This is a genomic window from uncultured Roseibium sp. (assembly GCF_947496995.1).
Lineage (GTDB): Bacteria > Pseudomonadota > Alphaproteobacteria > Rhizobiales > Stappiaceae > Roseibium.
The window spans coordinates 783660-808575 of record NZ_CANMFD010000002.1 but is presented as its reverse complement, the minus strand read 5'-3'; the positions used below and the strand labels follow the sequence as shown (position 1 = coordinate 808575).

General features: G+C 60.9%; 20 protein-coding genes. 11 read left to right on the top strand and 9 right to left on the bottom strand.

Annotated features, from left to right (window positions below; all coding sequences use genetic code 11):
• Nucleotides 1–225 precede the first annotated feature (225 nt).
• Nucleotides 226–1725 carry a leucyl aminopeptidase gene (locus Q1B40_RS12205; protein WP_299814473.1) on the top strand — a complete coding sequence of 500 codons (1500 nt, stop codon included), beginning with the start codon at nucleotides 226–228 and terminating at the stop codon, nucleotides 1723–1725.
• 83 nt (nucleotides 1726–1808) lie between these two features.
• Here the strand turns inward: Q1B40_RS12205 and Q1B40_RS12200 are convergent, their stop codons facing one another.
• Nucleotides 1809–2369: a type 1 glutamine amidotransferase domain-containing protein gene (locus Q1B40_RS12200; RefSeq protein ID WP_299814469.1), complete on the bottom strand. Its 561-nt coding sequence runs from the start codon at nucleotides 2367–2369 to the stop codon at nucleotides 1809–1811.
• A 201-nt stretch (nucleotides 2370–2570) separates the two neighbouring features.
• On the bottom strand, nucleotides 2571–2927 hold the full coding sequence (locus Q1B40_RS12195; RefSeq protein WP_299814466.1) for a PRC-barrel domain-containing protein: 357 nt from the start codon (nucleotides 2925–2927) through the stop codon (nucleotides 2571–2573).
• Between the two features lie 707 nt (nucleotides 2928–3634).
• On the opposite strand from Q1B40_RS12195, the gene Q1B40_RS12190 reads away from it, so the two are divergent.
• Together Q1B40_RS12190 and Q1B40_RS12185 are read left to right on the top strand one after the other, a co-directional pair.
• Entirely contained in the window at nucleotides 3635–4087 is a 453-nt protein-coding gene (locus Q1B40_RS12190; protein ID WP_299814464.1) for a DNA polymerase III subunit chi, read from the top strand.
• 49 nt (nucleotides 4088–4136) lie between these two features.
• Nucleotides 4137–4529, top strand: a complete 393-nt coding sequence (locus tag Q1B40_RS12185) for a rhodanese-like domain-containing protein (protein WP_299814462.1) — start codon at nucleotides 4137–4139, stop codon at nucleotides 4527–4529.
• 15 nt (nucleotides 4530–4544) lie between these two features.
• Here the strand turns inward: Q1B40_RS12185 and Q1B40_RS12180 are convergent, their stop codons facing one another.
• The 3 genes from Q1B40_RS12180 to Q1B40_RS12170 all read right to left on the bottom strand — a co-directional run bounded on the left by Q1B40_RS12180 (nucleotide 4545) and on the right by Q1B40_RS12170 (nucleotide 8187).
• Nucleotides 4545–5243, bottom strand: a complete 699-nt coding sequence (locus Q1B40_RS12180) for an HAD family hydrolase (protein WP_299814460.1) — start codon at nucleotides 5241–5243, stop codon at nucleotides 4545–4547.
• Complete coding sequence (locus tag Q1B40_RS12175) at nucleotides 5243–7126, bottom strand: ABC-F family ATP-binding cassette domain-containing protein (RefSeq protein WP_299814458.1); 1884 nt, start codon at nucleotides 7124–7126, stop codon at nucleotides 5243–5245. Before Q1B40_RS12175 ends, Q1B40_RS12180 begins: the two co-directional genes overlap by 1 nt.
• 182 nt (nucleotides 7127–7308) lie before the next feature.
• The gene (locus Q1B40_RS12170; RefSeq protein ID WP_299814456.1) at nucleotides 7309–8187 is read right to left on the bottom strand and encodes a DUF4344 domain-containing metallopeptidase; all 879 of its coding nucleotides are present in this window, start codon (nucleotides 8185–8187) and stop codon (nucleotides 7309–7311) included.
• 238 nt (nucleotides 8188–8425) lie between these two features.
• Here Q1B40_RS12170 and ndk point away from each other — a divergent pair, with 238 nt between their 5' ends.
• The 4 genes from ndk to Q1B40_RS12150 all read left to right on the top strand — a co-directional run bounded on the left by ndk (nucleotide 8426) and on the right by Q1B40_RS12150 (nucleotide 15386).
• A complete protein-coding gene (gene ndk, locus Q1B40_RS12165) occupies nucleotides 8426–8848 on the top strand; it encodes a nucleoside-diphosphate kinase (protein WP_299814931.1) in 423 nt (140 codons plus the stop codon).
• 297 nt (nucleotides 8849–9145) lie between these two features.
• Nucleotides 9146–9592 (top strand): EF-hand domain-containing protein, encoded by a 447-nt coding sequence (locus Q1B40_RS12160; RefSeq protein WP_299814454.1) that lies wholly within the window; start codon nucleotides 9146–9148, stop codon nucleotides 9590–9592.
• 125 nt (nucleotides 9593–9717) lie between these two features.
• Nucleotides 9718–11814, top strand: coding sequence for a molybdopterin oxidoreductase family protein (locus Q1B40_RS12155; protein WP_299814452.1), 2097 nt, complete (start codon nucleotides 9718–9720; stop codon nucleotides 11812–11814).
• A 191-nt stretch (nucleotides 11815–12005) separates the two neighbouring features.
• Nucleotides 12006–15386: a hypothetical protein gene (locus Q1B40_RS12150; RefSeq protein WP_299814450.1), complete on the top strand. Its 3381-nt coding sequence runs from the start codon at nucleotides 12006–12008 to the stop codon at nucleotides 15384–15386.
• 88 nt (nucleotides 15387–15474) lie between these two features.
• On the opposite strand, the gene Q1B40_RS12145 is transcribed toward Q1B40_RS12150, so the two are convergent.
• The gene (locus tag Q1B40_RS12145; RefSeq protein WP_299814448.1) at nucleotides 15475–16635 is read right to left on the bottom strand and encodes an exo-alpha-sialidase; all 1161 of its coding nucleotides are present in this window, start codon (nucleotides 16633–16635) and stop codon (nucleotides 15475–15477) included.
• A 138-nt stretch (nucleotides 16636–16773) separates the two neighbouring features.
• Between Q1B40_RS12145 and Q1B40_RS12140 the strand changes: the two genes are divergently transcribed.
• Nucleotides 16774–17412 carry a 5-formyltetrahydrofolate cyclo-ligase gene (locus Q1B40_RS12140; RefSeq protein WP_299814446.1) on the top strand — a complete coding sequence of 213 codons (639 nt, stop codon included), beginning with the start codon at nucleotides 16774–16776 and terminating at the stop codon, nucleotides 17410–17412.
• 59 nt (nucleotides 17413–17471) lie between these two features.
• On the opposite strand, the gene Q1B40_RS12135 is transcribed toward Q1B40_RS12140, so the two are convergent.
• The 3 genes from Q1B40_RS12135 to purM all read right to left on the bottom strand — a co-directional run bounded on the left by Q1B40_RS12135 (nucleotide 17472) and on the right by purM (nucleotide 20582).
• Nucleotides 17472–18545: a tartrate dehydrogenase gene (locus tag Q1B40_RS12135; protein WP_299814444.1), complete on the bottom strand. Its 1074-nt coding sequence runs from the start codon at nucleotides 18543–18545 to the stop codon at nucleotides 17472–17474.
• A 301-nt stretch (nucleotides 18546–18846) separates the two neighbouring features.
• Entirely contained in the window at nucleotides 18847–19494 is a 648-nt protein-coding gene (purN, locus tag Q1B40_RS12130; RefSeq protein WP_299814442.1) for a phosphoribosylglycinamide formyltransferase, read from the bottom strand.
• Nucleotides 19491–20582 carry a phosphoribosylformylglycinamidine cyclo-ligase gene (gene purM, locus Q1B40_RS12125; protein ID WP_299814440.1) on the bottom strand — a complete coding sequence of 364 codons (1092 nt, stop codon included), beginning with the start codon at nucleotides 20580–20582 and terminating at the stop codon, nucleotides 19491–19493. The genes purN and purM overlap by 4 nt, the downstream gene beginning before the upstream one ends.
• 224 nt (nucleotides 20583–20806) lie before the next feature.
• On the opposite strand from purM, the gene Q1B40_RS12120 reads away from it, so the two are divergent.
• The 3 genes from Q1B40_RS12120 to Q1B40_RS12110 all read left to right on the top strand — a co-directional run bounded on the left by Q1B40_RS12120 (nucleotide 20807) and on the right by Q1B40_RS12110 (nucleotide 24916).
• Nucleotides 20807–21904, top strand: a complete 1098-nt coding sequence (locus Q1B40_RS12120) for an AI-2E family transporter (RefSeq protein ID WP_299814437.1) — start codon at nucleotides 20807–20809, stop codon at nucleotides 21902–21904.
• Nucleotides 21905–21915: 11 nt separating this feature from the next.
• Nucleotides 21916–22596, top strand: coding sequence for a DnaA/Hda family protein (locus Q1B40_RS12115; RefSeq protein ID WP_299814434.1), 681 nt, complete (start codon nucleotides 21916–21918; stop codon nucleotides 22594–22596).
• Between the two features lie 145 nt (nucleotides 22597–22741).
• Nucleotides 22742–24916 carry an RNA degradosome polyphosphate kinase gene (locus tag Q1B40_RS12110; protein ID WP_299814928.1) on the top strand — a complete coding sequence of 725 codons (2175 nt, stop codon included), beginning with the start codon at nucleotides 22742–22744 and terminating at the stop codon, nucleotides 24914–24916.

The following is a 24916-nucleotide window of genomic DNA, read 5'->3' as shown; positions in this document are numbered from 1 at the left end:
AACCGAATAACACGGAATGTGGTGAAGGGCCCATGAATAAGAATGGTTAACCTGCATTAAATTTTATCCCACTTGCCCAAAAGCTGTTGAAACCCCATGATTTGTCTGGAAGACCGAAATCACAGGATATGAACCCCGACACGGCCCTTGGCGGCCCGGGACGGTTCGATCCTGCTGCCGCCTTTCCCCTATCGGGCGAACATCCGTAACAAATAGGACCGACGAATGATCAAACTTGCGAAAACCTCATTTTCAAAAGCAGAAGCTCCGAAGAAGGGCGTGGCGGTGATCCTGGCCGGCGAGGACCTGTCCCTGGGCACGCTCGCCGCTGAGGTCGTTTCCGGTCTTGAGGGGGGATTGCAGCGCGCAGCCGGAATCGCCGGCTTCAAGGGGCAGAAAAAATCCTGCCTGGATCTGGTCGCACCGGCCGGATCGGGCCTGGACCGGTTGATCGTCTTTGGCATCGGCAAGCCTGCCGACCTGAGCAGGGACGACTGGCGCGCATTCGGCGGTGCTGTCTTCGCCGAACTGCAAAAAGCCAAGGCGGATGCCGCGACCGTTCTTCTGGACGCGCCCGAGGGGACAGTACTGTCCGCGGAATCGGCGGCGGAATTCGCAATGGGTGCCAAGCTGCGCTCCTATGCGTTCGACGCCTACAAGACGAAGAAAAAGGGCGACGACAAGGACAAGGATCTCAAGCTCACATTGTCGGTTTCGGATCTGAAAGGCGCCAGGAAAGCCTGGGCGGCCGCGGAAGCTGTCACCGACGGCGTGATTCTGGCGCGCGACCTGGTGAACGAACCGGCCAACATTCTCGGCCCCGTCGAATTCGCCAGGAAGGCGGAAGAGCTTGGAAAGCTGGGTGTCGAGGTCGAGGTTCTCGGCGAAAAGGAGATGAAGAAGCTGAAGATGGCGGCGCTGCTCGGCGTCTCCCAGGGGTCTGTTCGTCCTCCGCGTCTGGCGGTGATGCGCTGGAACGGCGGCAAGAAAGGCGACGCGCCGGTCGCTCTGGTCGGCAAGGGTGTCGTCTTCGACACGGGTGGCATCTCCATCAAGCCTGCCGCAGGCATGGAAGACATGAAGGGTGACATGGGCGGAGCGGCAGCGGTCGTTGGCGCCATGCATGCCATCGCCGGTCGCAAGGCCAAGGCCAACGTGATCGGTGTCATCGGCCTTGTTGAAAACATGCCCGACGGCAACGCGCAGCGGCCTGGCGACATTGTCACCGCCATGTCCGGCACGACCATCGAGATCCTCAATACGGATGCCGAAGGCCGTCTCGTTCTGGCCGATGCGCTCTGGTACACCCAGCAGAAATACAAGCCCGCCATCATGATCGACCTGGCGACGCTCACAGGTGCCGTGCTCGTCGCGCTCGGCAATCAGAATGCGGGACTGTTCTCCAACAACGACGATCTGGCCGACAAGCTGCTGGCTTCGGCGCGGGCGAGCGGCGAACCCTTGTGGCGGCTGCCGCTTTCAAGCGACTACGACAAGATCATCGACACGCCCAACGCGGATGTGAAGAACACCGGTGGCCGCTGGGCGGGCTCGATCACCGCCGCGCAGTTCCTTCAGCGCTTTGCCAATGACGTGCCCTGGGCGCATCTGGACATCGCCGGTACGGCCTTCGGCGCTCCGAAGGATGATATCTGCCAGAGCTGGGCATCCGGCTACGGCGTGCGTCTTTTGAACCAGCTCGTGGAAGATCACTACGAAGGCTGATCTGCAAGGCTGTGCGGGCAGAAACAAAAAAGGGGCGCGTCCCGGCAGGACGCGCCCTTTTTCCGTAAAGGAACCAAAGCCGCTTAGGCGACCTTGCGCTCGTGTTCACCTTCCTTGACCTCTTCGACGATCTTGGAAACGAATGCTTCCAGATCTTCCGGCGAGCGGCTGGTGATGATGCCGTTCGAGATGGCGATTTCCTTGTCGACGACATTGGCGCCGGCGTTCTTCAGGTCGGTGCGGATGGAATGGTAGGAGGTCATCTCCCGGCCTTTCACCACGCCGGCTTCGATCAGCAGCCACGGAGCATGGCAGATCGCCGCGACGATCTTGTCCGAGGAGACGAATTCCCTGACCTTGGCAACCGTTTCCTCGTCGGCGCGCAGAATATCCGGGTTCATCTGGCCGCCCGGCAGAACCAGGGCGATGTAGTCATCAACCTTGACGTCGCTGATCTTCAGATCTGCGCTGAATTCGTCACCCCAGTCCTTGTCTTTCCAACCCTTGATGGCCTTGCCGTCCAGTGTCGCGACATGAACGGTCGCGCCTTCTTCGCGCAGGCCGTTGAGCGGTACTTCGAGTTCGGACTGTTCAAATCCGTGTGTCGCCATGATGAGAATTTTGGCTTCGGTAATCTTCGGCATTTGAAATCTCCTGTATTGTGCGGAGGCCACGGTCCAGGCGGCCACCGGAAGTGCCTTGCCGGTTCATGGCGAGGCCTCGGTTCGTTCGGGAGGGAAACGACCGGGGAGGCGGTGCGTTCCCTGAAATTACATAAAAGTGAGCGCTGGAGCGCGGTGGATCCCCGGCCGGATCGAACCGGCCGGGTGGGAGGAAGATCTCCCTTACATCCAGTAGTAGGGCACGGAAAAATAGTCGAATGACCGCTTTTCCCACTCACGGTCGGAGTGCCATTCCGGATGAGCCTCCGGCGCGCCCTTCAGCTGTTCTTCGCTGATGTCGGTGACGAAAGCGTCCTTGGAGACATCGTAGCTGAGCTTCTTCCAGGGAATGGGATATTCATCCTGCCCCAGACCCAGGAAGCCGCCGAAGGTCATAACCGCGAATGTCACGGTGCCGCTGTTTTTCTCGATGATCAGATGATCGATTTCACCGACCTTTTCGCCATCGATTCCGTAGACTGCGGTGCCGTTGACGTCCTTCGAGTTCACAACTGAAGAACTGGTAAGTTTCTGATCCATGTTTCCTCTCCTTGCAAATTCGTTGCAGGCAGCAGGGAAACAAGTCTCTCTTGCTTCGGTTCCTTGTGGACGCGGCAATTTTAACGAAAAATATTTTCTCAAACGAATGGAACTTCAGCCCGGGAAGGGCAGGGGTAGACCGGCGAATCCGGATCTCTTTGCGGGCATGACCCGCCGAAGAGGAAGGCAGATCCTATGCTGATCCTCAGAGAGTGTCGGAGGGCACCTGAGTGCCTGACTTCAGATGCGGGATGCCCGCCGGCAAAAGAAAAACCCGCCACGAGGGCGGGTTTTTCGGATGTCAGGAGTTAAGGCGTTCAGCAGGTCTTGTAAGCCTGGCAGGCTGTGGCCGGCTCGACCAGGAAACCCATTCCAACAGTGGCGCCAGCAACGACAGCCACCAACGCACAAAACACAACAACACGTGCAAGCATTCACAAAATCCCCTTTTAAGCCGGTTCGGAATAACCGCTCACCAACTCAAATCACTTGATCCATGGATCGTCCCCAGGGACGAAATCTAGCCAATCGACATTTGCGAAGGGTTAATGATACGAGTCTTGTTGCCTGTCCATGCCGCGCTTGCCGCCAAAGCCATTTGGCGGCTCTGTTGTTGCATGCCTGCATCACCTTCCCCCGGTGCCTTTGGATAACTTCCGGGCACAGGCGGGAAACGCCTTAATTGAAACAAGGTTCCGCATTCGTCGATGACAACTGAAGTCGTGTTTTATCACCTGCTGCACCAACCGCTCGAGGCGGCGCTGCCAAAGCTGTTGCTGAAATGCCTGGAGCGGGACTGGAAGGTCGTGGTGCAGACCGGATCCGAGGAACGCTGCAGCGCGCTCGATGCGCATTTGTGGACCTTCGCCGATGACAGCTTCCTGCCGCATGGCACGAAGGCCGATGGCCATGCCGAACATCAGCCGGTCTACCTGACGGCCGAGCAGGACAATCCCAACGCCGCAAACGTCCGGTTTCTGGTGGACCGTGCGCCGCCGCCGCCGCTCGCTTCCTACACAAGGGCTATCTACATGTTCGACGGAAACGATCAGGACGCCGTTCAGGAGGCCAGGATGCGCTGGAAGGAGGCCAAGGACGAGGGATTCGAGATCGCCTACTGGCAGCAGACGCAAACGGGCGGCTGGGAGAAGAAGGCCTGATATCGGCTAGCTCCGACATGACGGCTGGACGGAAATCGGAGAGGAATGCATGAACAAACTGAAACTGTCTTCGCAAGACCTGGTGAGATCGGCAAAGGCCCGCATCGAGGAAATCGAAACCGGTGACGCGATTGCCCTTCACGGCGATCCGGACGTGGTGTTTGTCGACCTCCGCGACATACGCGAACGGCAAAGATCCGGCGTCATCCCCGGAAGCTTTCATTGCCCGCGCGGAATGGCCGAATTCTGGGTCGATCCGGAAAGCCCGTATTTCAAGGAGGTTTTCGGCGAAGACCGGCGTTTCATCTTCCACTGCGCTTCCGGCTGGCGCTCGGCCCTGACCGTGGCGACGCTGAACGACATGGGGTTCAAGTCAGCCCATCTGAAGGACGGCTTTACCGACTGGGTGGAAAAGGGCGGTCCGGTGGGACGGAAAGACTGACTTAACGCGTGTACGCTAATTCAGCCGCGCCAGAAGCTGCGGCACCTTGCCGATGTGATCGACCCGGTGGAACCTGTCCTCGCCTTGCGGTTCGTCCGCTTCTTCCAGCTCCCAGGTGATCTCGTAAGGCACATGGACGCCGTAAGCCCCGGCCTCAAGTGCCGGCAGAATGTCGGACTTGAGGGAATTTCCGACCATCATCGCCTCGGTCGGTCCGCTCCCGTGACGGGAAAAAAGGGTTCTGTAGGTTTCGGGGTTCTTTTCAGAAACGATCTCGATCGCGTCGAAACAGACATCGAGACCGGACGCGGTGACTTTCCGTTCCTGGTCGAACAGGTCACCCTTGGTGATCAGCACTAGCGCGTAGTCGTTGCCGACGGCTTTCAGTGTCTCTTCCACATGGGGCAGGGGCTCGATCGGATGGTTGATCATGTCCCTCCCGGTTTCGAGTATCTCGGAAATCACGTCGGCCGGCACCTGCCGGTCCGTGACCTCGATCGCGGTCTCGATCATCGACAGGGTAAAACTCTTCGAACCATAGCCGTATTGGAGCACATTGCGCCGTTCCGCAGCCAGAAGGCGCTCGGAAAGGTGGCTCTTGTCCGAATAGTCGGCGAGCAGCGAAGCGAACCGGTCTTCCGTCAGCCGGAACACCCGTTCGGTGTGCCAGAGAGTGTCATCGGCGTCGAAACCGAGTGTGGTGATTGTGGCCATCAGACCACGGCCTCATACTCGGCGGAAAGCTCCAGCCACTCTTCTTCCATCTTCACCAGTTTCTTTTCGCAAAAGGCGCGTTCCTTGGCGAATTTGGCGGCCCGTTGCGGATCGAGGGCGAAAAACGCCGGATCGGCGAGAGCCTTGTCGAGCTTGGCGATTTTTTCCTGAAGCCGGGCGATTTCCTTTTCGGCGACGGCGATCTTCAGCTTCAGCGGCTTCAATAGGCTGCGCTTTTCCGCCGATCCCCGACGCTTTTCCTGCGCGGAGGCTTTTTCGGCTTCTTCCGCCGCCTTTTCGCGAGCCTTGCGGGCCGCCTCCGGCCCTTGCAGGATCAGCCGGCGGTAGTCTTCCATGTCGCCGTCATAAGCTTCAACCTTGCCGTCGGCCACCAGCCACAAACGGTCGGCGCAGGCTTCCACAAGATGCCGGTCATGGCTGATCAGGACCACAGCGCCCTGAAACTCGTTCAGCGCCATCACCAGCGCTTCGCGGCTGTCGATGTCCAGGTGGTTGGTCGGCTCATCGAGGATAAGCAGATGCGGTCCGTCGAACGTGGCAAGGCCGAGAAGCAGCCGGGCCTTTTCGCCGCCGGACAGGTCTTTCGCCGGTGTGTCCATCCGGTCGGTGGGCAGGCCGAAACGGGCGACCCTGGCGCGCACTTTTGCTTCCGGTGCTCCCGGCATCAAGGCGCGCACATGTGCCACCGCGTTTTCCGCGGGCTTCAGTTCGTCCAGCTGGTGCTGGGCGAAAAAGGCGATCTTCAGCTTGGACGCCCTGGTGATCTCGCCGCTCATCGCGCCGAGCCGGCCCGATATCAGCTTGGCGAATGTCGACTTGCCGTTGCCGTTGGCCCCCAGCAGCGCGATCCGGTCGTCCGTATCGATATTGAGCGTCAGCCGGGAGAGGATTTTCGTCTCGCCATAGCCGGTCGAGACGTCCTCGAGCTTCAGGATCGGCGGAGCAAGCTGCTGTTCGGGATTTGGAAAATGGATCGGCTTGCTGCTTCCCTCCGTCAGGGCGGCGATCGGCTGCATTTTCTCCAGCATCTTGAGCCGTGACTGGGCCTGCCGGGCCTTGCTGGCCTTGTAGCGGAAGCGGTCGACGAACGCCTGCATGTGCTTGCGCTGGGCGTCCTGCTTTTCCTTGGCTTTTCCGGCAAGGATCAAGGCCTCGCGCCGCTGCCGGTCGAAACTGTCATAGCCGCCCGTGTAATAGGTCAGCTTGCCGCCTTCCAGATGGACGATGCTGTCGACCGCGTTGTTGAGAAGGTCTCGGTCGTGGGAAATCAGCAGCACCTGGTGCGGATAACGGGCGACATAGTTTTCAAGCCACAGCGTGCCTTCCAGATCGAGATAGTTTGTCGGCTCGTCAAGCAGCAGCAGGTCGGGTTCGGAAAACAGTACCGCCGCCAGCGCCACGCGCATGCGCCAGCCGCCGGAAAAGGACGAGCAGGGCCGTTGCTGAGCTTCGGCGTCGAAGCCGAGGCCGGACAGGATCGTGCCCGCGCGCGCTTCGGCGGTATGCGCGTCGATATCGGCAAGGCGGATGTGGATCTCGGCGATCTTGTGCGGATCGGTCTCCGTTTCAGCGTCCGCAAGCAGACGGCTGCGCTCCTTGTCGGCGGCAAGGACCACCTCCATGAGCGTTTCTTCGGTGCCGGGTGCCTCCTGGGCGACCTGGCCGATCCGGGCGCGCTTGGGGATCTGGACCGAGCCGGTCTCGGTGGAGAGATCGCCGGTGACAATCTTGAAAAGGGTGGATTTGCCCGCACCGTTTCTCCCCACGAGGCCGGTTTTGGCCTTGCCGGGTAGCGTGACGCTGGCGTTTTCGATCAGGAGGCGGTCCCCGATCCGGTAGGTGACATCTGTAATTTGCAACATGGGCCGGATATTTGGCGAACCGGGCGCGAGGATGCAAGCGGAAAGCTCGGCTTTACCCCATCATGTCGCGGGCTGTTGCTTTGCTGCACGAACCTCCGGCAACCACACCCGCAGTCACGGAAGGGAAGGCGAGTGGAACCTGGCTTCGTGAGTGGGGGACAACGCTCTACACGCCGTGCAGCTCATTCTTCTTCGTAAAGCAGACCCAGATAGAGATCGGCGAATGCGCCGAGCATTTCGTGGCACAGGATGACTTCCCGTATTTCCGGGTCCCAGAAGGCGTTGTCCTCGCCGCAGGCAGCTGCGCGGAAGGTGATGTCTTCGGGAATGTCGTAGCGCGTGTCGAATTCCCTGGCGACGTCCTCCAGCAGCTCGCTGGTCTTCAGGAACTGCGCGAGGATCTGCAGGCCTTCCGGCGCCGGATCGTGAACGGCCTTTATCCTGCCGCCCGGCGTATTGCTCTTGCGGGCGAAGGATGCGGTTGCCAGCTGCCAGGATTCTGAAGCCTGGGCATAATCGAAGGCGCAGCTTTCGATCCGGTCCTCCGGCAGGTCCAGCTCATGGGCGAGATCCATGAAGGCCTCCTCGTCGGCTCCGACCATGAGGCAGAGCATCCTGAACCCGCGCTGCAGGTCCAGATCGTGCTCATCGTAGAAGACCAGGTTTTCGCCGGTGCTGTCGGCCATCAGGAACCAGCCGGTCATCGCATCCTGAAGCATCAGGTCCACGTCGCTCGTTTCGGTTTCCAGCATGGTGACCGTCGCAAGATTGTCGACGGCGTCTTCCTCCTGGGCCAGCACCGGCAGTTCGAGTACGGAGATCAGCATGTGCCCGCCCTCATGATAGAGGGTGTGCAGGGCATTGCCGGCGACGAACAGCAGCAGTTCTTCCCGCTCTTCGGCGGAAAGCTCCGCAAGGTCGTCTTCGAGGGTGGCGTAATAGCTTTCGGTGTCCTTCGCCTCCGCCCGGATGGGCGCTGCCGCAAGGTACATGAGCAAGACGAAAGTGACCCCGCTCGTAATCGTCGCGAGGCGTCCGGAAATCGCGGCCAGCGTTGTCATTCGATACTCAATCCGTCTTGACGTCCGGCCGAATTGTTCAGCCCCAGAGCGCACAGATTAGGCCGCGCCTGCCGTCAATGCCAGTAAACTTCCGTAAGGGAGTAGGTCGTCAACACCGGATTGTCTTGCCGCTCCCCCTTGCGGGCCGCGCAGGCCCCCGGTATGAAGGCCGCGAAATTCATGAATGAGCCGGCCCAGCAGATCCGCCGGGCGCTCCTGTAACGAGAAAGACGAAACCATGGCGATTGAACGCACGTTTTCCATGATCAAGCCGGATGCAACCAAGCGCAATCTGACCGGCGCAATCACCGCCAAGCTGGAAGAAGCCGGCCTGCGCGTTGTGGCCTCCAAGCGCGTCTGGATGTCCCTGCGCGAAGCGGAAGCCTTCTACGCGGTTCACAAGGAACGGCCTTTCTTCGGTGAACTGACCGAATTCATGTCCTCCGGCCCGACCGTCGTTCAGGTTCTGGAAGGCGAAAATGCCATCGCCAAGAACCGTGAAGTCATGGGCGCGACCAATCCGGCTGACGCAGCCGAAGGCACCATCCGCAAGGCCTACGCCCTGTCCATCGGTGAAAACTCCGTACACGGCTCCGATGCAGCAGAAACCGCCGCAGAGGAAATCGCTTTCTGGTTCTCCGGCGTCGAACTCGTCGGCTGAAGGTTTTAAAGACATTCTGCCAAAAGCCGGTCCCTCGGGGCCGGCTTTTTTCGTTTGCCGCCCTGATTGTCTGGAGACCTTGGTGCGTTACAGGCTGTTACACATTCTTACGAGTGCACGACAGCATCGCGGCGGCGCACCTCCTATCTTCAGGATGTCAGGAAATGGAATGGGAGAAGGATCATGCGCTCGACCAACGTTGCTTTCTGGCCCGGTTGTGAATGGTTCCGCCTCAATGTCCCTTTTTTTTTGACGAAAATATTCATACATTCGAATCTGATTAATAAAGGTGATGCCATGAAAACCTCTGTACTTGCGATAGCCGCCCTGATGACGCTGACGGCAGTTCCTGCGGTGCTGGCCGGGGACCGTCCGGGGGCGCATTTCATCGAGAACTGGGATCTGAACAGCGACGGTGAGGTGACTGCTGACGAAGCGCGGGAACGGCGGGGCAATGTTTTCGCCAGCTTCGATGCCAATGACGACGGCTACCTGGATGCGGAGGAATACGAGTTGTTCGACGAGGCCCGCGCTCAGGACATGGCGGAAAACGAGCCGGCAGGCATGGGGCGCGGAGCCCGCAATCCGGCAAATGGCATGCGTCTTGAGGTCAACGACAACGACAGGGACGGCAAGGTCTCCCAGGCGGAGTTTCTGGACAACGCGCCTGACTGGATCGCGATGATCGACCGGAATGGCGATGGCGTGGTCTCGCTGGCCGATTTCGGACCTGGCAGGAAGTAACGGTTTATCCGACCCGATCCGGCCTGAAGGTCAGTTGATCCGGCGGCGCGCTCTAGCGTGCCTCCGTACTTGACAGGCGGTCGAAGGGCGGGGAACTTGCCGGCTCAATCCAACCGGATGCGACCATGACCCGGCAACAGCCCAAAACCGCCTTTTCCGCCTGTCCGCACGACTGCCCGTCGACGTGCGCTCTCGATGTGCACTTCGATCCCGACGGCAGGATCAAACGCCTGAACGGGGCGAGGGACAACGACTACACGGCCGGGGTCATCTGCGCCAAGGTCGCCCGCTATGCGGAACGGCTCTATCATCCCGACCGCCTGCTGAAACCGCTGCGCCGGGTGGGCGCCAAGGGGGAGGGCAGGTTCGAGGAGATCTCCTGGGACAGCGCTCTCGACCTGATCGCCGAGAAGTTTCTCTCAGCAGAGGCCGAATTCGGCGCGGAAAGCGTCTGGCCCTACCACTATGCGGGAACGATGGGGCTGGTCCAGCGCGACAGCATTCTCCGGCTGCGCCACGCGAAAGGCTATTCGCGTCAATTCGACAGCATCTGCACCAACATTGCCTGGACCGGTTATGTCGCCGGCACGGGAAGGCTTGCCGGGCCCGATCCACGCGAAATGGCGGTCTCCGACCAGATTGTCATCTGGGGCACCAATCCCGTGGCGACCCAAGTCAACGTCATGACGCATGCGATCACCGCGCGCAAGAAGCGCGGCGCCCGCATCATCGTCGTCGACGTCTATCGAACCGAGACGATGAAACAGGCCGATATCGGCCTGATCGTCAAACCCGGCACCGACGCCGCCCTTGCCTGCGCGATCATGCATGTTCTCTTCCGCGACGGTTTCGCCGACCGCGACTATCTCGAAAAATACACCGATTGCCCGGATGACCTGCAAGCTCATCTCCAGTCCCGGTCGCCCGAGTGGGCTGCCGCGATCACCGGACTTGAGGCCGCACAGATCGAGGAAGCCGCCCGGCTGATCGGTGAGGTGAGAAAGACCTATTTCCGGCTCGGTTACGGCTTCACGCGTTCGCGCAACGGCGTGGTCGCGATGCATGCCGCCAGCTCGATTGCCGCTGTCACCGGTGCATGGCAATACGAGGGCGGCGGTGCCTTTCACAACAACGGCGCCATCTACGAACTCGACAAGGAGATGATCGAGGCCGGATCGCTGAAAGACCCGGCCGTGCGGGCTCTCGATCAATGCCTGATCGGCCGGATCCTGACCGGCGACGAAGCAGCCTTGCTCGGCGGTCCCCCGGTCAAGGCGATGCTGATCCAGAACACCAACCCGGTGTCCGTCGCCCCGGAACAGGACCTGGTCAAACAGGGCTTTGCCCGCGAGGATCTGTTCACTGTGGTTCATGAACAGTTCATGACCGAAACGGCGAAAATGGCCGACATCGTCCTTCCGGCCACGCAGTTTCTGGAGCACGACGACATCTACAAGGGTGGCGGACATCAGTACCTGATACTGGGACCCAAGGCGGTGGAGGCACCGAAGGGACCACGCGAGAATATATTTGTTATCAACGAGATCGCCGGGCGTGTTGATTCAAGACCTCACCCGGGATTCGATATGAGCGCGCGCGATCAGATCGCCTGGATGCTGGAAAATTCCGGTTACGGAACACTGGAGGATCTGGAGGCGGGCAAATGGATCGACCTGCAGCCTGATTTCGAGACCGCGCACTATCTGAAAGGCTTCGGCCACGCGGACGGCAGATTCCATTTCAGGCCGGACTGGGGTCGCTCCGCGGCGCCTAACAAGCCGGAGGGCGATCCTTTCGGCCCCTGGCAAACGATGCCCGAGCTGCCCGACCAGTGGGACAGCATCGAAATCGCCGACGAACAGCATCCGCTCCGCCTGGTGACGGCCCCGGCACGCTCTTTCCTCAACTCGACGTTCAACGAGACGGACAGTTCCCGAAAAAAGGAAGGCCGGCCCGAAGTCTGGCTGCGCCCGGAAGACGCAGCCCGCTTCGGCATCTCCGACGGTGAGAAAGTGAAAATGGGCAGCCGGCGTGGTGTGGTCACGTTGCACGCCCGTCTCGTCGAAACGCTCGCACCGGGCACCGTCATCTCCGAAGGCATCTGGCCCAATGATGCTTTCGAGGACGGCAAGGGCATCAACACGCTCACCGGTGCCGACCCGGTGGCGCCTTACGGCGGTTCTGCGTTCCACGACACGGCAGTGTGGGTGAGGGCGGTTTAGCGAACGGACGCAATTGTTCCATGGCGCATTGCTCAGGTTTGTGAATCAACCTAAAATTTAATGGGGATTGGAGCTTGACCCGACGATTAAAACGTCGGGTGCCGTTGCACGTCAACGGCGGTTTCTCCCTGTCGGGACATCGGTAAACAGATGTCGCCAAGTCGCTGCAATGTGACGCCTGGGAGAGGCTGATGAAAACACTCGTTTCCGCCATTGTGATGGTCGGGTTCGCATTTTCCGCGCAAGCCGAGATCTGGTGCGATGCCACTCCGCCGAGCCCCTACGACACCGCGGCCGGGCTTATGCCGACGGAAGGGACGTTCGAGGGCACGACGTGCGCGGAACTTGAAGCGCGGCTGAAAACCCCCGGCGCAACCCAGCCGTCCGGCGACAAGGTGGCGCCTGAAGTCTACGAAAACCTGGTCAGCCTGTTCTTCATCAACATGTGCCACCGCCGTAAGGCGCCCGTCGAGGCCGGAAAACCCGTTGGTGAAGGCTGGTATCGCGACAAATATGTACGCCAGTTGGGACCGGAGATGGCAACCGGTGTGACCTTCGGTACATCGGGCTCCGGTACCTGGCAAACCCATCAAAGTGCGTTTCATTCACCCGCGGTGATCTGGTACAACCAGATCGCGTTTGACTGGATCTCGACGTTCCGGACCGGGGAAGAAACGGACTACAGTCTGCCGGACCGCCCGATGCCCGATGGCGCGATCATCGTGAAGGAAATGTATTCCGCGCCCGCCACCGTGTGCCAGGACCGCGATCCGATGACGCTTTTCCCACAAAGCGGCATTGCATTCATGGTGCGCGATGCCGAGGCAACGCAGGACGGCTGGTACTGGGGCTATTACGGCTTCGCCCTTGGCGACACCAAGGCCGAGGCGCAGAACAACTTTGCAACGCAAACCACGAAGTTCAGCCCCGACGCCACCACGCAGAACGTTTCCGCCAACGATTGGCCGGCGATTAATCGCGGTCCGCCGGCGATGGGCTTTGGGCAGTATTGTCTGAATTGCCACGCGTCCGCCGTCGACAATTCGACCTTCTCCAGCATGCACAACCTGCAACTCGGCAAGGGCGAGCCGAAGAGTTATCTGACCAACGCCTGGTTTGACGTTCAAGTGATCAGTGACCCGGCCTCCCTGACGCCATCCAAGACTGCTCGCCCGTCAGAGACTGACGACATTGAGAATGGCCATAAACTGCGCGCCTTCCTGTCCACTGTCGAAGGCGCGCAGACTGCCGGCGAGACAGCGGCGGCAGGCCCGATCTCCACATATCTGTACGACAAGACCGCGGTTCCCGAGAACGCCGATGATGTCAGCATGGTCAGTGCGACCTACGACACGGCGGCCGTCTTTTCCGGTGAACTGACCGATGCCAGCGAATACCTGACCTCGGATCAATGCGGTGGCTGCCATGATGCTGGCGGCACGGGCATGCAGTTCGACATGACCCAGCCGCTGAGCGTGGCGGAGCATACGCGATTGCAGGAGAATGCGGGCAAGGACACGTCCGTGCCGTATCTTTACAATTATTCGCCCTATGCCACCTGGCGCACCTCTCCGATGGGTCTGGCCGGACGCGACCCGATCTTTTTCGCGCAACTGGCCTCCGAGACGAAAACCTTCCACCCGGGCGCCTATGACAACGGCAAGAAGAGCGTGCCGGACTTCATCGAAAACACCTGTCTGGGGTGTCACGGAATTTCAGGCCAGCGTCAGTTCCAGATCGACACCTATGATGCATCGACCGGCACCTGCGAAGAGTTCACCCGCGATGACGTGGACGCCATTCCAGCGGAATTCGACGATATGGCTGCACGCCACGCGGGCCTCGCCAGGGACGGCATCAACTGCACGTCCTGTCACCGGATGGATTTTTCCGACGCAACCGTCGTCGGTCATGGCGATGACAGCGGTGGATCGAAGGCAACCGAGACACGCAACGCCTGTGTGGAGCAGCGTCAGGAGACATTCAGCCAGAACGGCGACGGCAAACCTGCCAACACCAACTTCGCAGCCACCTTCACCGGCAGTTTCAAGGTCGGTCCTGCCACGGAAATCAACGGCCCGTTTGGCGGGCCTGACGATCCGGCCGGCCCGATCAAACCCGTGCCGATGCAGAACGCTCTCGGGATCACGCCGAAATACCACGAAGGCTTCAAGGACTCGGTCGTGTGCGGCTCCTGCCACACGGTGCATTTGCCGGTCCTGGGCGAGACGGACCCTGACGCCGAAAACCTGAATATTCTCGGGCATGTCTACGAGCAGACAACCTATCCCGAATGGGCTTTCAGCGATTACCGGTCCGGCAAGTTGCTGGGAGTGGACCTGCTGGGCAAGGACGACCGGGGCAGCAAGTCCGAGGAGTGCCAGGGCTGTCATTTGCCGAGCAGGACGGCGGATGGCCAGGACTTCGTCAGCAAGATCGCCAGCATCCAGGAACGTACGAATTTCCCGGTTTCCGATTATGTCGAACCGGCAGAAGATGTCGATCTGCCCTACCGCAAGGGCTTCGCCAAGCATTCGCTTGTCGGGCTGAACATGTTCCTTGTGGAGATGGCGGACAAATTCCCGAATGTGCTCGGTATTCCCGCCTTGAGCCCGATGCTTGTGAACAAGGGCCTGAATCCGGCCGATCTGACGAAGCTTGCAATGCTCGACAATGCAAGGAACGCCACGGCGACCGTCGAGGTTACACAGAAGGCGTCCGCGCCAGTCAACCCTTCGACGGGAGCCCCCTATGGCAACGCCTATGAGGTGACGGTGACCAACCTGACCGGACATAAATTTCCGTCCGGAGTCGGATTCCGGCGCGCCTTCATCGAGTTCTCCGCCTACGACGAGGCCGGCAAAGTGCTGTGGCAATCGGGGGCTGTGAACCCGGCCGGGCAAATCGTCAATGCGCAGAAAGACCCGGTCGCCGGGGAGGTCTGGTGGACCAGGCAGTGTGAACGCCCCGACAACTGGGCAGATCGGCCGCATCAACCGCACTATCAGCTGATCACACAGCAGGATCAGGCGCAGGTCTATCAGGAACTGGTCAGCACGCCGCCGGAAAACGCGACACCGGCAAGCTGTGGCCACGACGCGACACCGGCCGGTGCGCTGACAACCAGCTTTCTGTCGATCTGTGCAGAGGTCAAGGACAACCGGCTTTACCCGTCCGGTTTTCTGCCGCTGGCACACCGGATCGAGATCGCGAAGGCTCTGGGCGCGCAGCCGGACCTCGCCGAAGATACCACAGCGCTGGGCGTGACCGACGCCGGGGGCGTCATCGACCCTGATTATGACGCCGAGGGGTCGCAGAAGATCGCCGGTGCGGACAGCCTGACTTATGCTTTCGATGTGCCCGGCGCGACTGTTGCAAAAGTCACGGCACGGCTGCTGTATCAGGCAACGCCGCCCTTCTACCTGCAGGACCGCTTCTGCACCGGGAAGGACAGCAAGGACACGAACCGGCTGTTGTATCTGACGGAAAATCTGGTGGGCGACGATACGCCCGAGATCAGGGACTGGGTCCTGCAGGTCGGCTCTACGGCAGAGTACAGCGCCGCGCGGTAGTGCCTGGGAGGCCATGCACGCCACTCTGCGAGGGGGGCGACGGTCGGGGTGTACGGCGATCAGGGTCTGCTGGTCGCCGTCACTGCAGCTATCTCCGGTCCATCACCTCAACCGACAGCACGGTCGGCAAATGCCGCGCTATTTCCTGCCAGTTTTCGCCCTCGTCGAGACTTGCGAAGACCGAGCCGGAGTTTGTGCCGAAATAGAGCCCGGCCGGATCGCGTGTATCGCCGGCCATCGCCTGGCGCAGCACGGTGAAGAAACAGGCCTCCTGCGGCAGCCCCTGGCGTTTTGCTTCCCAGGTCTTGCCACCGTCCGCCGATTTCCACACGGCTGCTGCCGCATCGGGCGGAAAGCGCCCGTCAGTGTCGCTGTTGAGAGGCAGGGTCCACACGGTCTGCGGGTCCCTGGGGTGAACGCGGATTGGAAAGCCGAACGTTGAGGGCAGTCCGTCGGTGATACTGTCCCAACTGCGGCCGCCATCAGCCGAGCGCCAGACGCCGTGATGGTTCTGCTGATAGAGAACGTCGTTGTCGCCGGGTGCGCGCATCATGTTGTGGACGCAGTGGCCGGTTTCCCCGTCGCGGGGCGCGGCCGGATGGCTGTGGCCTTCGCAGGCCGCCGCGTTGGACAGACGGTTGCGCCGCTCCCAGGTGACGCCGCCGTCCTCGCTGGCGAAGACGCCTGCCGCGGAAATGCCGATCCAGAGCTTCGTCGGATCCTGAGGATGGGAAACGATAGTGTGCAGCACGAGACCTGCCGCGCCGCCGTTCCAACTGTCCGCGGAGGGGTGGTTGGCAAGACCGTCCAGATGTTCGAAGCTGCGGCCGCCATCGGAACTGGCCAGAAAGCGCGCCGGTTTCGTACCGGCGTAAAGCTTGCCATGCGCGAAACCCAGCGACCAGATCTGGGAAAAATCGTCGTCAAAGGGCACAGGCTCCGGTGTCCAGTTGAGAAAGGCGGCCGTATCCGGGTCGTTGGCGGCCCATTCGTCCATGGTGCCCCTGGTCAGTTTGCAGAGGTCCCAGCTTTCCCCGCCATCGGCCGACCGCCAGATGCCCGCACCATACCAGTCCCCACCGCCACCGGCCCAGATCGTGCCGGTTTGCGCATCGCCGATCACGTGGTTGATCGGCCAGCCGTTGCATAAGGGGCCTTTCACGGCCCAGCCGGATCTTTCCGGCCCGCCGGACAAAAGGAACGCTCCCTTGGAGGTTCCAACCAGTAACGTCAATTCCCCTCTACTCATTGCCTGTCCTCCACACACTTCAGGCCAATTTTATCACGAAATGGACAAATGGTACGCCTTCACTTTTGGGGACTTGCAGCAAAGACACGCGCCTGACAGCATGTGACAATCGGTTACGCAAGAACTCGGAAAAAGCAGATGAGCGAAGAGGAAGACCGTCCCGGTGATCCCGTCTGTTACGCCTGCAAGATCGTCGCCGGACACATCGTCGATCCGCAGACCTTCAGGGATGTCAGCCGTTTCCGTAAATCCGAACGCACCCGCCTCATGGAAAAGCGGCGGCGGATGGAAAGCGCTGAACGGCGGGAAAAGACCGCGGCGCTGATCGTGAACCTGCACCGGTTTCTGGAAAACAGAACCTTCGGAAAAATCGCTGTCTACTGGCCCATTCGCGGTGAGCCGGACCTGCGGCCCCTGATGACGGATCTCTGTGATGCGGGCCGGACCGTCCTGCTTCCCGTTGTGACCTCGAAGGAAACTCCGCTCCAGTTCCTGCCCTGGCGCCCGGGGTGTGAAATGACGCGCGGGATCTGGAATATCCCGGTCCCCGCCACAGGCGAGGCCGAGACTCCGGATATCATCCTCTCGCCGCTGGTCGGCGTCGATGGCGACAATTTCCGCCTCGGCAACGGCGGCGGATACTACGACCGCACCCTTGCAGGCTTCGACAGGAAACCTCTCACGATTGGTGTGGGTTTTGAATTCTGCCGCATACCGACGATTTTCCCCTTGCCCTGGGACATCGCAATGGATGGTGTCGTGACCGAAGAGGGGTGAACTTCAGGGACGGCCCACACTGATCGGGAAGAGCGCCGGGAAACCGGTGATCTCCACGCTCAGATGTTTTCGCTGCGAATGGCCTCGCACACTGCGTCGGTCACTTCCTGCGTCGTCGCGGTGCCGCCGACATCGGGGGTCAGAATGCCGTCTTCGCAGACCTTTTCCACCGCACGCATCAGCCGCTCCGCAGCGTTGTTTTCGCCAAGATGGTCCAGCATCTGCGAAGCGGTCCAGAACGTGGCGACCGGATTGGCGATGCCCTTGCCGGTGATGTCGAAGGCCGATCCGTGGATGGGTTCGAACATCGAGGGAAAGCGCCGCTCCGGATCGATATTCGCGGTCGGGGCGACGCCTAGGCTTCCGGCCAGCGCTCCGGCAAGATCCGAGAGGATATCCGCATGCAGGTTGGTGGCAACGATCGTATCGAGGCTCTTTGGGTCCTTGACCATGCGCACGGTCATCGCGTCGACCAGCATCTTGTCCCAGGTCACATCGGGAAATTCCTGCGAGACTTCGGCTGCGATCTCGTCCCACATGACCATACCGTGCCGCTGCGCGTTCGATTTGGTGACGACTGTCAGGAACTTGCGGGGACGGGACTGCGCGAGGCGGAAGGCATAGCGCATGATCCGGGTGACGCCGGCCCTTGTGAAGATCGCGACCTCCGTACCGACTTCTTCCGGCAGTCCCCTGTGGGCGCGCCCGCCATGTCCGGAATACTCGCCTTCCGAGTTTTCGCGCACGATCACCCAGTCGAGGTCCCCGATGCCGACACCTTCAAGAGGTGACGATATGCCGGGGAGGATTCGGGTCGGGCGCACATTGGCGTATTGATCGAACCCTTGGCAGATCGGCAGACGCAGTCCCCAGAGCGTGACGTGGTCCGGAACATCGGGAGCGCCGACCGCGCCGAAAAAGATCGCGTCGAAGGCCTTCAATTGCTCTATGCCGTCCTCGGGCATCAGGGCACCGGTGCGCTTGTAACGCTCCGAGCCCCAGTCGAAAGGCGTCACATCCAGCAAGAAGCCGCCATCCCGTCGCGACAGGGCCTCGAGAGCCTGCAGACCGGCTGCAATGACCTCCGGACCGATGCCGTCGGCGGGAATGGCCGCGATCTTGTAGTGCTTCATGGCTGATGTCCGTTCATTCATGGCCGTCTTTCACGCCGGGTGTGCCGATGATACTGACAGTTTTGACATGTCGCATCCTCTTTCCTTGAAACACTCTTTAGCCAATACGGGTCCGGGAACAGAAGCGCATTCCGGAAGGTTTCACCGTGTATGGGAGGACACGCGATCCGCGGTCGCGTTGCTGCGCGCGGTCGCTCTGACACCTGTGCCCCGACAAAAGGACAGGCAGTCCGGGAACGGCATTCGTCTGTTTCAGGCAGGTGTCAGGCGGGCAGCGCGATCAGGATTCCACCTGCCCTCGTCAGGGCCACACCAGGTCTGCGGGCTCGGCTTCGCATCCGCCGCTCGTGACGCGCGTCCCTGCGACCCTGGCCTTGCCGCCGGCAACCAGCGCCAGAGCTTTGGGATAGATCTTGTGCTCGACCTCCAGCACGCGCGCAGCAAGCGTATCCGGGGTGTCGGTGTCGAGTACCGGAACGGCGCCCTGGATGATGATCGGACCGTCATCCATTTCCGCCGAAACGAAATGCACCGTCGCGCCGTGAAGTTTTACGCCTTCCTCCAGCGCGCGCTCATGGGTGGCCAGACCCTTGAAGGAGGGCAGGAGGGCGGGATGAATGTTGATCATCCGGTTCGACCAGGCGCCCACCAGAAACGGCGTCAGAATGCGCATGAAGCCGGCGAGGGCGACGAATTCGATACGGTGTTCTTTCAGGACCGCGTCCAACTGGCGCTCGAAGGCCTCCCGGTTGCCGGCGAACTCCTTGTGATCGACCACGGCGGTCGCGATACCCAGGTCGACGGCACGCTGAAGGCCCTGAGCGTCCGGCCGGTTGGACAGCACCAGGGCGATTTCCGCCGGGTAGTCCGGCTGCATTGCCGCTGAAATCAGCGCGCCCATGTTGGAGCCACGTCCGGAAATCAGGATGGCGGTCTTCCGGCGTGTCATTTTGAAAAGCCCGCCGAGATAGCCAGGGCGTTGTCGAAGAGGACGGGAGCAGCGCCCGCCGCCTCGATGCGGCCAATAGTAGCCACCGTTTCTCCGGCGTCCCTCAGGACACTGGAGACGGCTTCCGCTTCGTCTTCGGCGACCACCGCCACCATGCCGATGCCGCAGTTGAAGGTGCGCAGCAGCTCGGCTTGCGCAACACCGCCGGTTTCCGCCAGCCATCCGAAGACGGCCGGAACGTCTATGCGAGCAAGGTCGATCCGCGCCGAGCAGCTGTCCGGCAGCACGCGCGGCAGGTTTTCCGTCAGCCCGCCGCCGGTGATATGGGCAAGCGCCTTGATGCCGGAAGTCTGCCTGAGCGCAGCCAGAAGCGGTTTGACGTAGATCCGCGTCGGCACCATCAGGGCTTCGCCCAGCGACTTGTCATTGTCGAACGGAGCGGCATCGGACCATGTCAGGCCGGATAGTTCGACGATCTTGCGAACCATGGAATAGCCGTTGGAATGAACGCCGGAGGAGGCGAGGCCGAGCAGCACATCGCCTTCGGCCACATCCTTGCGCGGCAGGATCGCGCCACGTTCGACCGCGCCGACGGAAAAGCCCGCAAGGTCGTAATCGCCCTGCACATACATGCCGGGCATTTCGGCGGTCTCGCCGCCGATCAGCGCGGCGCCTGCCAGCTTGCAGCCGTCGGCAATCCCCGCGACCACGTCTGTAGCGGTATCGACGTCCAGCGCGCCTGTCGCGAAATAATCGAGGAAGAACAGCGGTTCTGCGCCCTGAACCACGAGATCGTTGACGCACATCGCCACGAGGTCGATCCCCACGGTGCGGTGCTGGCCGGTTTCGATGGCGATTTTCAGCTTGGTGCCGACACCGTCATTGGCAGCCACCAGCACCGGGTCGGTAAATCCGGCACCCTTGAGATCGAACAGGCCGCCGAAGCCACCGATGTCGCTGTCCGCGCCCGGTCGGGAAGTCGCCTTGACCAGCGGTTTGATGCGGTTCACCAGTTCGTTGCCGGCGTCGATATCAACACCGGCATCCGCGTAGGTCAGGCCATTGCTGGGCGGGGTGGTCTGGCTCATGGGGCGCTCCGGAACTTCGTGCGTTTGGCTGTGCCACGCGGCTTACAGTCTGGTGCCTCGGAAAACAAGTGGGCAGTCGGTCTCTCGTCACGCAGCGGCAACAGCCGGAGGCGCCATTCACACCCGTATCGAAACCGGCTGACGGGCTTGACCGGCACACGGGTTTGATCCCATGTGCAGACAAGGACAAACTTTTTAGACCCCTTATCTACAAGGAGCCATTTATGACCCTTCGCCGTCAGGTCCAATTCTGGTTGCTGTCCCTGGCTGTATTCTGCGCCTTTCTTTATGTGTTTTCCGGCGTGCTTCTGCCATTTGTGGCCGGAATGGCGGTCGCCTATCTGCTCGACCCGGTCTGCGACCGGCTGGAAAGGATCGGCATAGGGCGGATGTGGGCAACGCTCACCATCCTTCTGGGCTTTATTTTCATACTGGTTCTGTTTTTCATTCTCCTGTTGCCGGTGCTCGGCGATCAGCTGGCCAAGTTCCTGGAGAATTTTCCCGACCTCGTCCGTCAGCTCCAGGGGCTGCTGTCGAAAAACTTTGGGTCCGGTCTTGCAGCTGCCGCCGGTATCGATGCCGATGATCTGCAGGCGACCATGACCAACCTGATCGGGCAGGGCGCGTCCTTCGTGGGAAAGCTGGCCCAGTCGTTGTGGAGTGGTGGCCAGGCGCTTCTGTCGATCCTCTCCCTGTTCGTCATCACCCCGGTGGTTGCCTTTTATCTGCTGCTGGACTGGGACCGCATGGTCGAACGCATTGACAGCTGGCTGCCGCGCGACCACCAGGACCAGATCCGCGAACTTGCCGCGGAAATGGATGCGGCCGTCGCCGGCTTCGTGCGGGGCCAGGTGTCCGTCTGCCTGATCCTGGGAACATTTTACGCGGTGGCGCTGGCAGTGGTCGGGCTCAATTTCGGCCTTCTGATCGGCATGGGGGCAGGACTGGTCAGTTTTATTCCGTTTGTCGGTGCCGGCCTTGGCCTTGTGCTTTCCGTTGGTGTGGCGCTGGTGCAATTCTGGCCCGACTGGCCGTGGATTGTCGCGGTTGCGTCGGTTTTCGCTGTTGGACAGTTCCTGGAAGGCAACATTCTTCAGCCGAAGCTGGTCGGTGACAGCACGGGCCTTCATCCGGTGACGCTGATGTTCGCACTCTTCGCCTTTGGATATCTCTTTGGATTTGTGGGGATGTTGATCGCTGTTCCGGCGGCTGCGATGATCGGTGTGCTTGCGCGCTTCGCCCTTAGGCAGTACCTAGCAAGCCCCTTGTACAGGGGAACCGGCCACCCGGCGCCGGTTCGGGAAGACAGTGTAAAAGAGTAAGTATCAGATCCATGGCGGAACCACCGCGCCAACTGCCGTTAGACCTGCCGCATGAGGCCGCGCTCAGCCGTGAGGATTACCTCGTTGGCAGTTCGAACCGGGCGGCGTTCGAGCTTCTTGAGCGCTGGCCGGACTGGCCGTCTCCGGTGGCGGTACTGGCCGGGCCCGTCGGATCCGGCAAGACGCATCTTGTCAGGGCTTTTCAGGACGAAACAGGCGCGGCGGTCATCGCCGCGAAGGATCTGCGGGAAGCCGACGTCGAAACCCTGGCCATGGCCCCGGCAGCCATTGTCGAGGACGCCCATCGCGGTGTCGACGACACGGCGCTGTTCCACCTGCTGAACGCCTCCAGGCAGGCCGGGCGGACCGTTCTGATCACCAGCCGCACCTGGCCGGCAAGCTGGAATATCGCGCTTCCCGATCTCCTATCGCGACTGCGTGCCGCAACTCCGGTGGAAATTCAGGAACCCGATGACGATCTGTTGCGCCGGGTTCTGGTCAAGCTCTTCGCCGACCGCCAGATTTCCGTGGATATCGGCGTGGTGGATTATCTCGTCGTGCGGATGGAACGTTCGCTGGAGGTCGCCATGCGCGCGGTGGAGGCAATCGACCGGGAAGCGCTGGCAGGCCGCGTCGGGATCACCAAACCGCTGGTCGGCCGTGTTCTTGAAAATGTGCATAAAGGCGCATGATCGCTCAAATTGCCAAGGGGCTGTCATTTGCCTGCTCAGGAGTCCATGCTAGTGAGCGCTCCGGACCGGTAGAAGGAATGATGCGATGAATCAAACTCCTGATCTTTCTGACGTTCTGCCGTCTTCAACTGGCCCCGAGGCCGATATGGCCAACCGGCAGCCCGCTGACCGAACCGAAGACACCGGCGCCGACCTGGCGACGTCTCCGGCCCGCTTCATGAACCGGGAACTCTCCTGGTTGCAGTTCAATCGTCGGGTCCTCGAAGAGGCGATGAACGAGAGCCATCCGCTGCTGGAGCGCATCCGGTTCCTGTCGATCTCCGCCAACAATCTCGACGAATTTTTCATGGTGCGTGTCGCCGGCCTGCGCGGTCAGCATCGCGCCGAAGTCATGAACCTGTCCGATGACGGCCTGACACCGTCCGAACAGCTGCAGAAAATCAGTGAGGCAGTGCGGGAGCTGCAGGCGTCCCAGCAGGAAATCTGGGGCGAGCTGCGCCGTGAAACCGTCGACAAGGGCATCGAGATCCTCAAGGGCGATACGCTGGACGATGCCGACCGGGCCTGGCTGAAGGACTATTTCCTGGCCTATGTGTTCCCGGTTCTGACACCGCTCGCCATCGACCCGGCGCATCCGTTCCCCTTCATTCCCAATCTTGGTTTTTCCATCGTTTTCGAGCTGGTTCCGACCTCCGGCGGACGCGGCATGATCGCGCTGCTGAGGATTCCCAACCAGGTCGACCGGTTTGTGCAATTGCCGGTCAGCGGCGGCAGCACCGCCCGCTTCATCGCGATCGAAAAGGTTGTCAGCCTCTTCATCGGACGGCTGTTCCCGGGCTACCAGATCCGCGGCAAGGGCGCGTTCCGGGTCATCCGCGACAGCGACCTTGAAATCGAGGAAGAAGCGGAAGATCTGGTCCGCCTTTTCGAAAGCGCCCTGAAACGCCGTCGCCGGGGATCTGTGATCCGTCTTGAAATTCAGGACACGACACCGCCCGCCTTGCGCGAATTCGTGGCGGAAGCGCTTCAGGTGAGCGAGAACGAGATCTTCCTGGCAAATGGCCTGCTGGCGCTGAACAATCTGTCCCAGATCGTCGATCTGGAACGGCCGGACCTGAAATTCGAACCCTATACGGCAAGGTTTCCCGAGCGTATCCGCGAGCATGGCGGCGATTGTCTGGCGGCGATCCATCAGAAGGACATCGTCGTCCATCACCCGTACGAATCCTTCGACGTGGTCGTGCAGTATCTGCGCCAGGCCGCGCGCGATCCCGATGTCGTCGCGATCAAGCAGACGCTCTACCGGACGTCCAACAACAGCCCGATCGTCAAGGCACTGGCCGAAGCGGCCGAGGCCGGCAAATCGGTCACCGCGCTGGTGGAGCTGAAGGCGCGTTTCGACGAGGAAGCCAATATTAAATGGGCGCGCGATCTGGAGCGCGCCGGGGTTCAGGTGGTGTTCGGCTTCATCGAATTGAAGACCCACTCCAAACTGTCCATGGTCATCAAGCGCGAGCAGGGCCAGCTCAAGACATATTGCCATATCGGCACCGGCAACTATCACCCGATTACGGCCCGGATCTACGAGGATCTGTCCTTCTTCACCGACGATCCGGGCATCGCGGAAGATGCGGCGCGGGTGTTCAACTACATCACCGGATATGCGGAACCGGCGGAACTCAACAACCTCGTCGTTTCGCCGGTCAATCTGCGCAGGCGCATGCTGGAGCTGACCGAAGCGGAAATCACGCATGCGAAGGACGGCAAGCCGGCGCAGATCTGGATGAAGATGAATTCACTCGTCGATCCGGAAATCATCGACGCGCTCTACCGGGCCAGTCAGGCGGGTGTGCAGATCGATCTGATCATTCGCGGTATCTGCTGCCTCAGGCCGGGCATTGCCGGACTGTCGGAAAACATCCGGGTCAAGTCCATCGTCGGACGGTTTCTGGAGCATTCGCGCATCTATTGCTTCGGCAACGGTCATGGTCTGCCGTCGCCGAAAGCGCATGTCTATATCGGCTCGGCCGATCTCATGCCGCGCAACATCGACCGCCGTGTCGAGGTTCTGGCGCCGCTGCTGACGCCGACCGTTCACGAACAGGTTCTCGACCAGATCATGGTGGCCAATCTCAAGGACAATCAGCAAAGCTGGCGCATCCTTGCCGATGGCAGTCACGAGCGGATTCTGCCGGGAGCAAACGAGGAAGCCTTCAATGCGCACCGCTATTTCATGACCAATCCATCCTTGTCGGGGCGTGGCAAGTCCCTGAAGAGCGATCGGCCAAAGCCGTTCCTGAAACGGCAAAAACGAGGTTAG

Coding starts and splice junctions, on each gene's coding strand:
- Q1B40_RS12155 (WP_299814452.1), top strand. CDS start 9,718: ATGACCCGGCAACAGCCCAAAACCGCCTTTTCCGCCTGTCCGCACGAC.
- purN (WP_299814442.1), bottom strand. CDS start 19,494: ATGACACGCCGGAAGACCGCCATCCTGATTTCCGGACGTGGCTCCAAC.
- Q1B40_RS12190 (WP_299814464.1), top strand. CDS start 3,635: ATGACAACTGAAGTCGTGTTTTATCACCTGCTGCACCAACCGCTCGAG.
- Q1B40_RS12115 (WP_299814434.1), top strand. CDS start 21,916: ATGGCGGAACCACCGCGCCAACTGCCGTTAGACCTGCCGCATGAGGCC.
- Q1B40_RS12205 (WP_299814473.1), top strand. CDS start 226: ATGATCAAACTTGCGAAAACCTCATTTTCAAAAGCAGAAGCTCCGAAG.
- Q1B40_RS12200 (WP_299814469.1), bottom strand. CDS start 2,369: ATGCCGAAGATTACCGAAGCCAAAATTCTCATCATGGCGACACACGGA.
- Q1B40_RS12180 (WP_299814460.1), bottom strand. CDS start 5,243: ATGGCCACAATCACCACACTCGGTTTCGACGCCGATGACACTCTCTGG.
- Q1B40_RS12140 (WP_299814446.1), top strand. CDS start 16,774: ATGAGCGAAGAGGAAGACCGTCCCGGTGATCCCGTCTGTTACGCCTGC.
- Q1B40_RS12195 (WP_299814466.1), bottom strand. CDS start 2,927: ATGGATCAGAAACTTACCAGTTCTTCAGTTGTGAACTCGAAGGACGTC.
- purM (WP_299814440.1), bottom strand. CDS start 20,582: ATGAGCCAGACCACCCCGCCCAGCAATGGCCTGACCTACGCGGATGCC.
- ndk (WP_299814931.1), top strand. CDS start 8,426: ATGGCGATTGAACGCACGTTTTCCATGATCAAGCCGGATGCAACCAAG.
- Q1B40_RS12150 (WP_299814450.1), top strand. CDS start 12,006: ATGAAAACACTCGTTTCCGCCATTGTGATGGTCGGGTTCGCATTTTCC.
- Q1B40_RS12110 (WP_299814928.1), top strand. CDS start 22,742: ATGGCCAACCGGCAGCCCGCTGACCGAACCGAAGACACCGGCGCCGAC.
- Q1B40_RS12170 (WP_299814456.1), bottom strand. CDS start 8,187: ATGACAACGCTGGCCGCGATTTCCGGACGCCTCGCGACGATTACGAGC.
- Q1B40_RS12135 (WP_299814444.1), bottom strand. CDS start 18,545: ATGAAGCACTACAAGATCGCGGCCATTCCCGCCGACGGCATCGGTCCG.
- Q1B40_RS12160 (WP_299814454.1), top strand. CDS start 9,146: ATGAAAACCTCTGTACTTGCGATAGCCGCCCTGATGACGCTGACGGCA.
- Q1B40_RS12175 (WP_299814458.1), bottom strand. CDS start 7,126: ATGTTGCAAATTACAGATGTCACCTACCGGATCGGGGACCGCCTCCTG.
- Q1B40_RS12145 (WP_299814448.1), bottom strand. CDS start 16,635: ATGAGTAGAGGGGAATTGACGTTACTGGTTGGAACCTCCAAGGGAGCG.
- Q1B40_RS12185 (WP_299814462.1), top strand. CDS start 4,137: ATGAACAAACTGAAACTGTCTTCGCAAGACCTGGTGAGATCGGCAAAG.
- Q1B40_RS12120 (WP_299814437.1), top strand. CDS start 20,807: ATGACCCTTCGCCGTCAGGTCCAATTCTGGTTGCTGTCCCTGGCTGTA.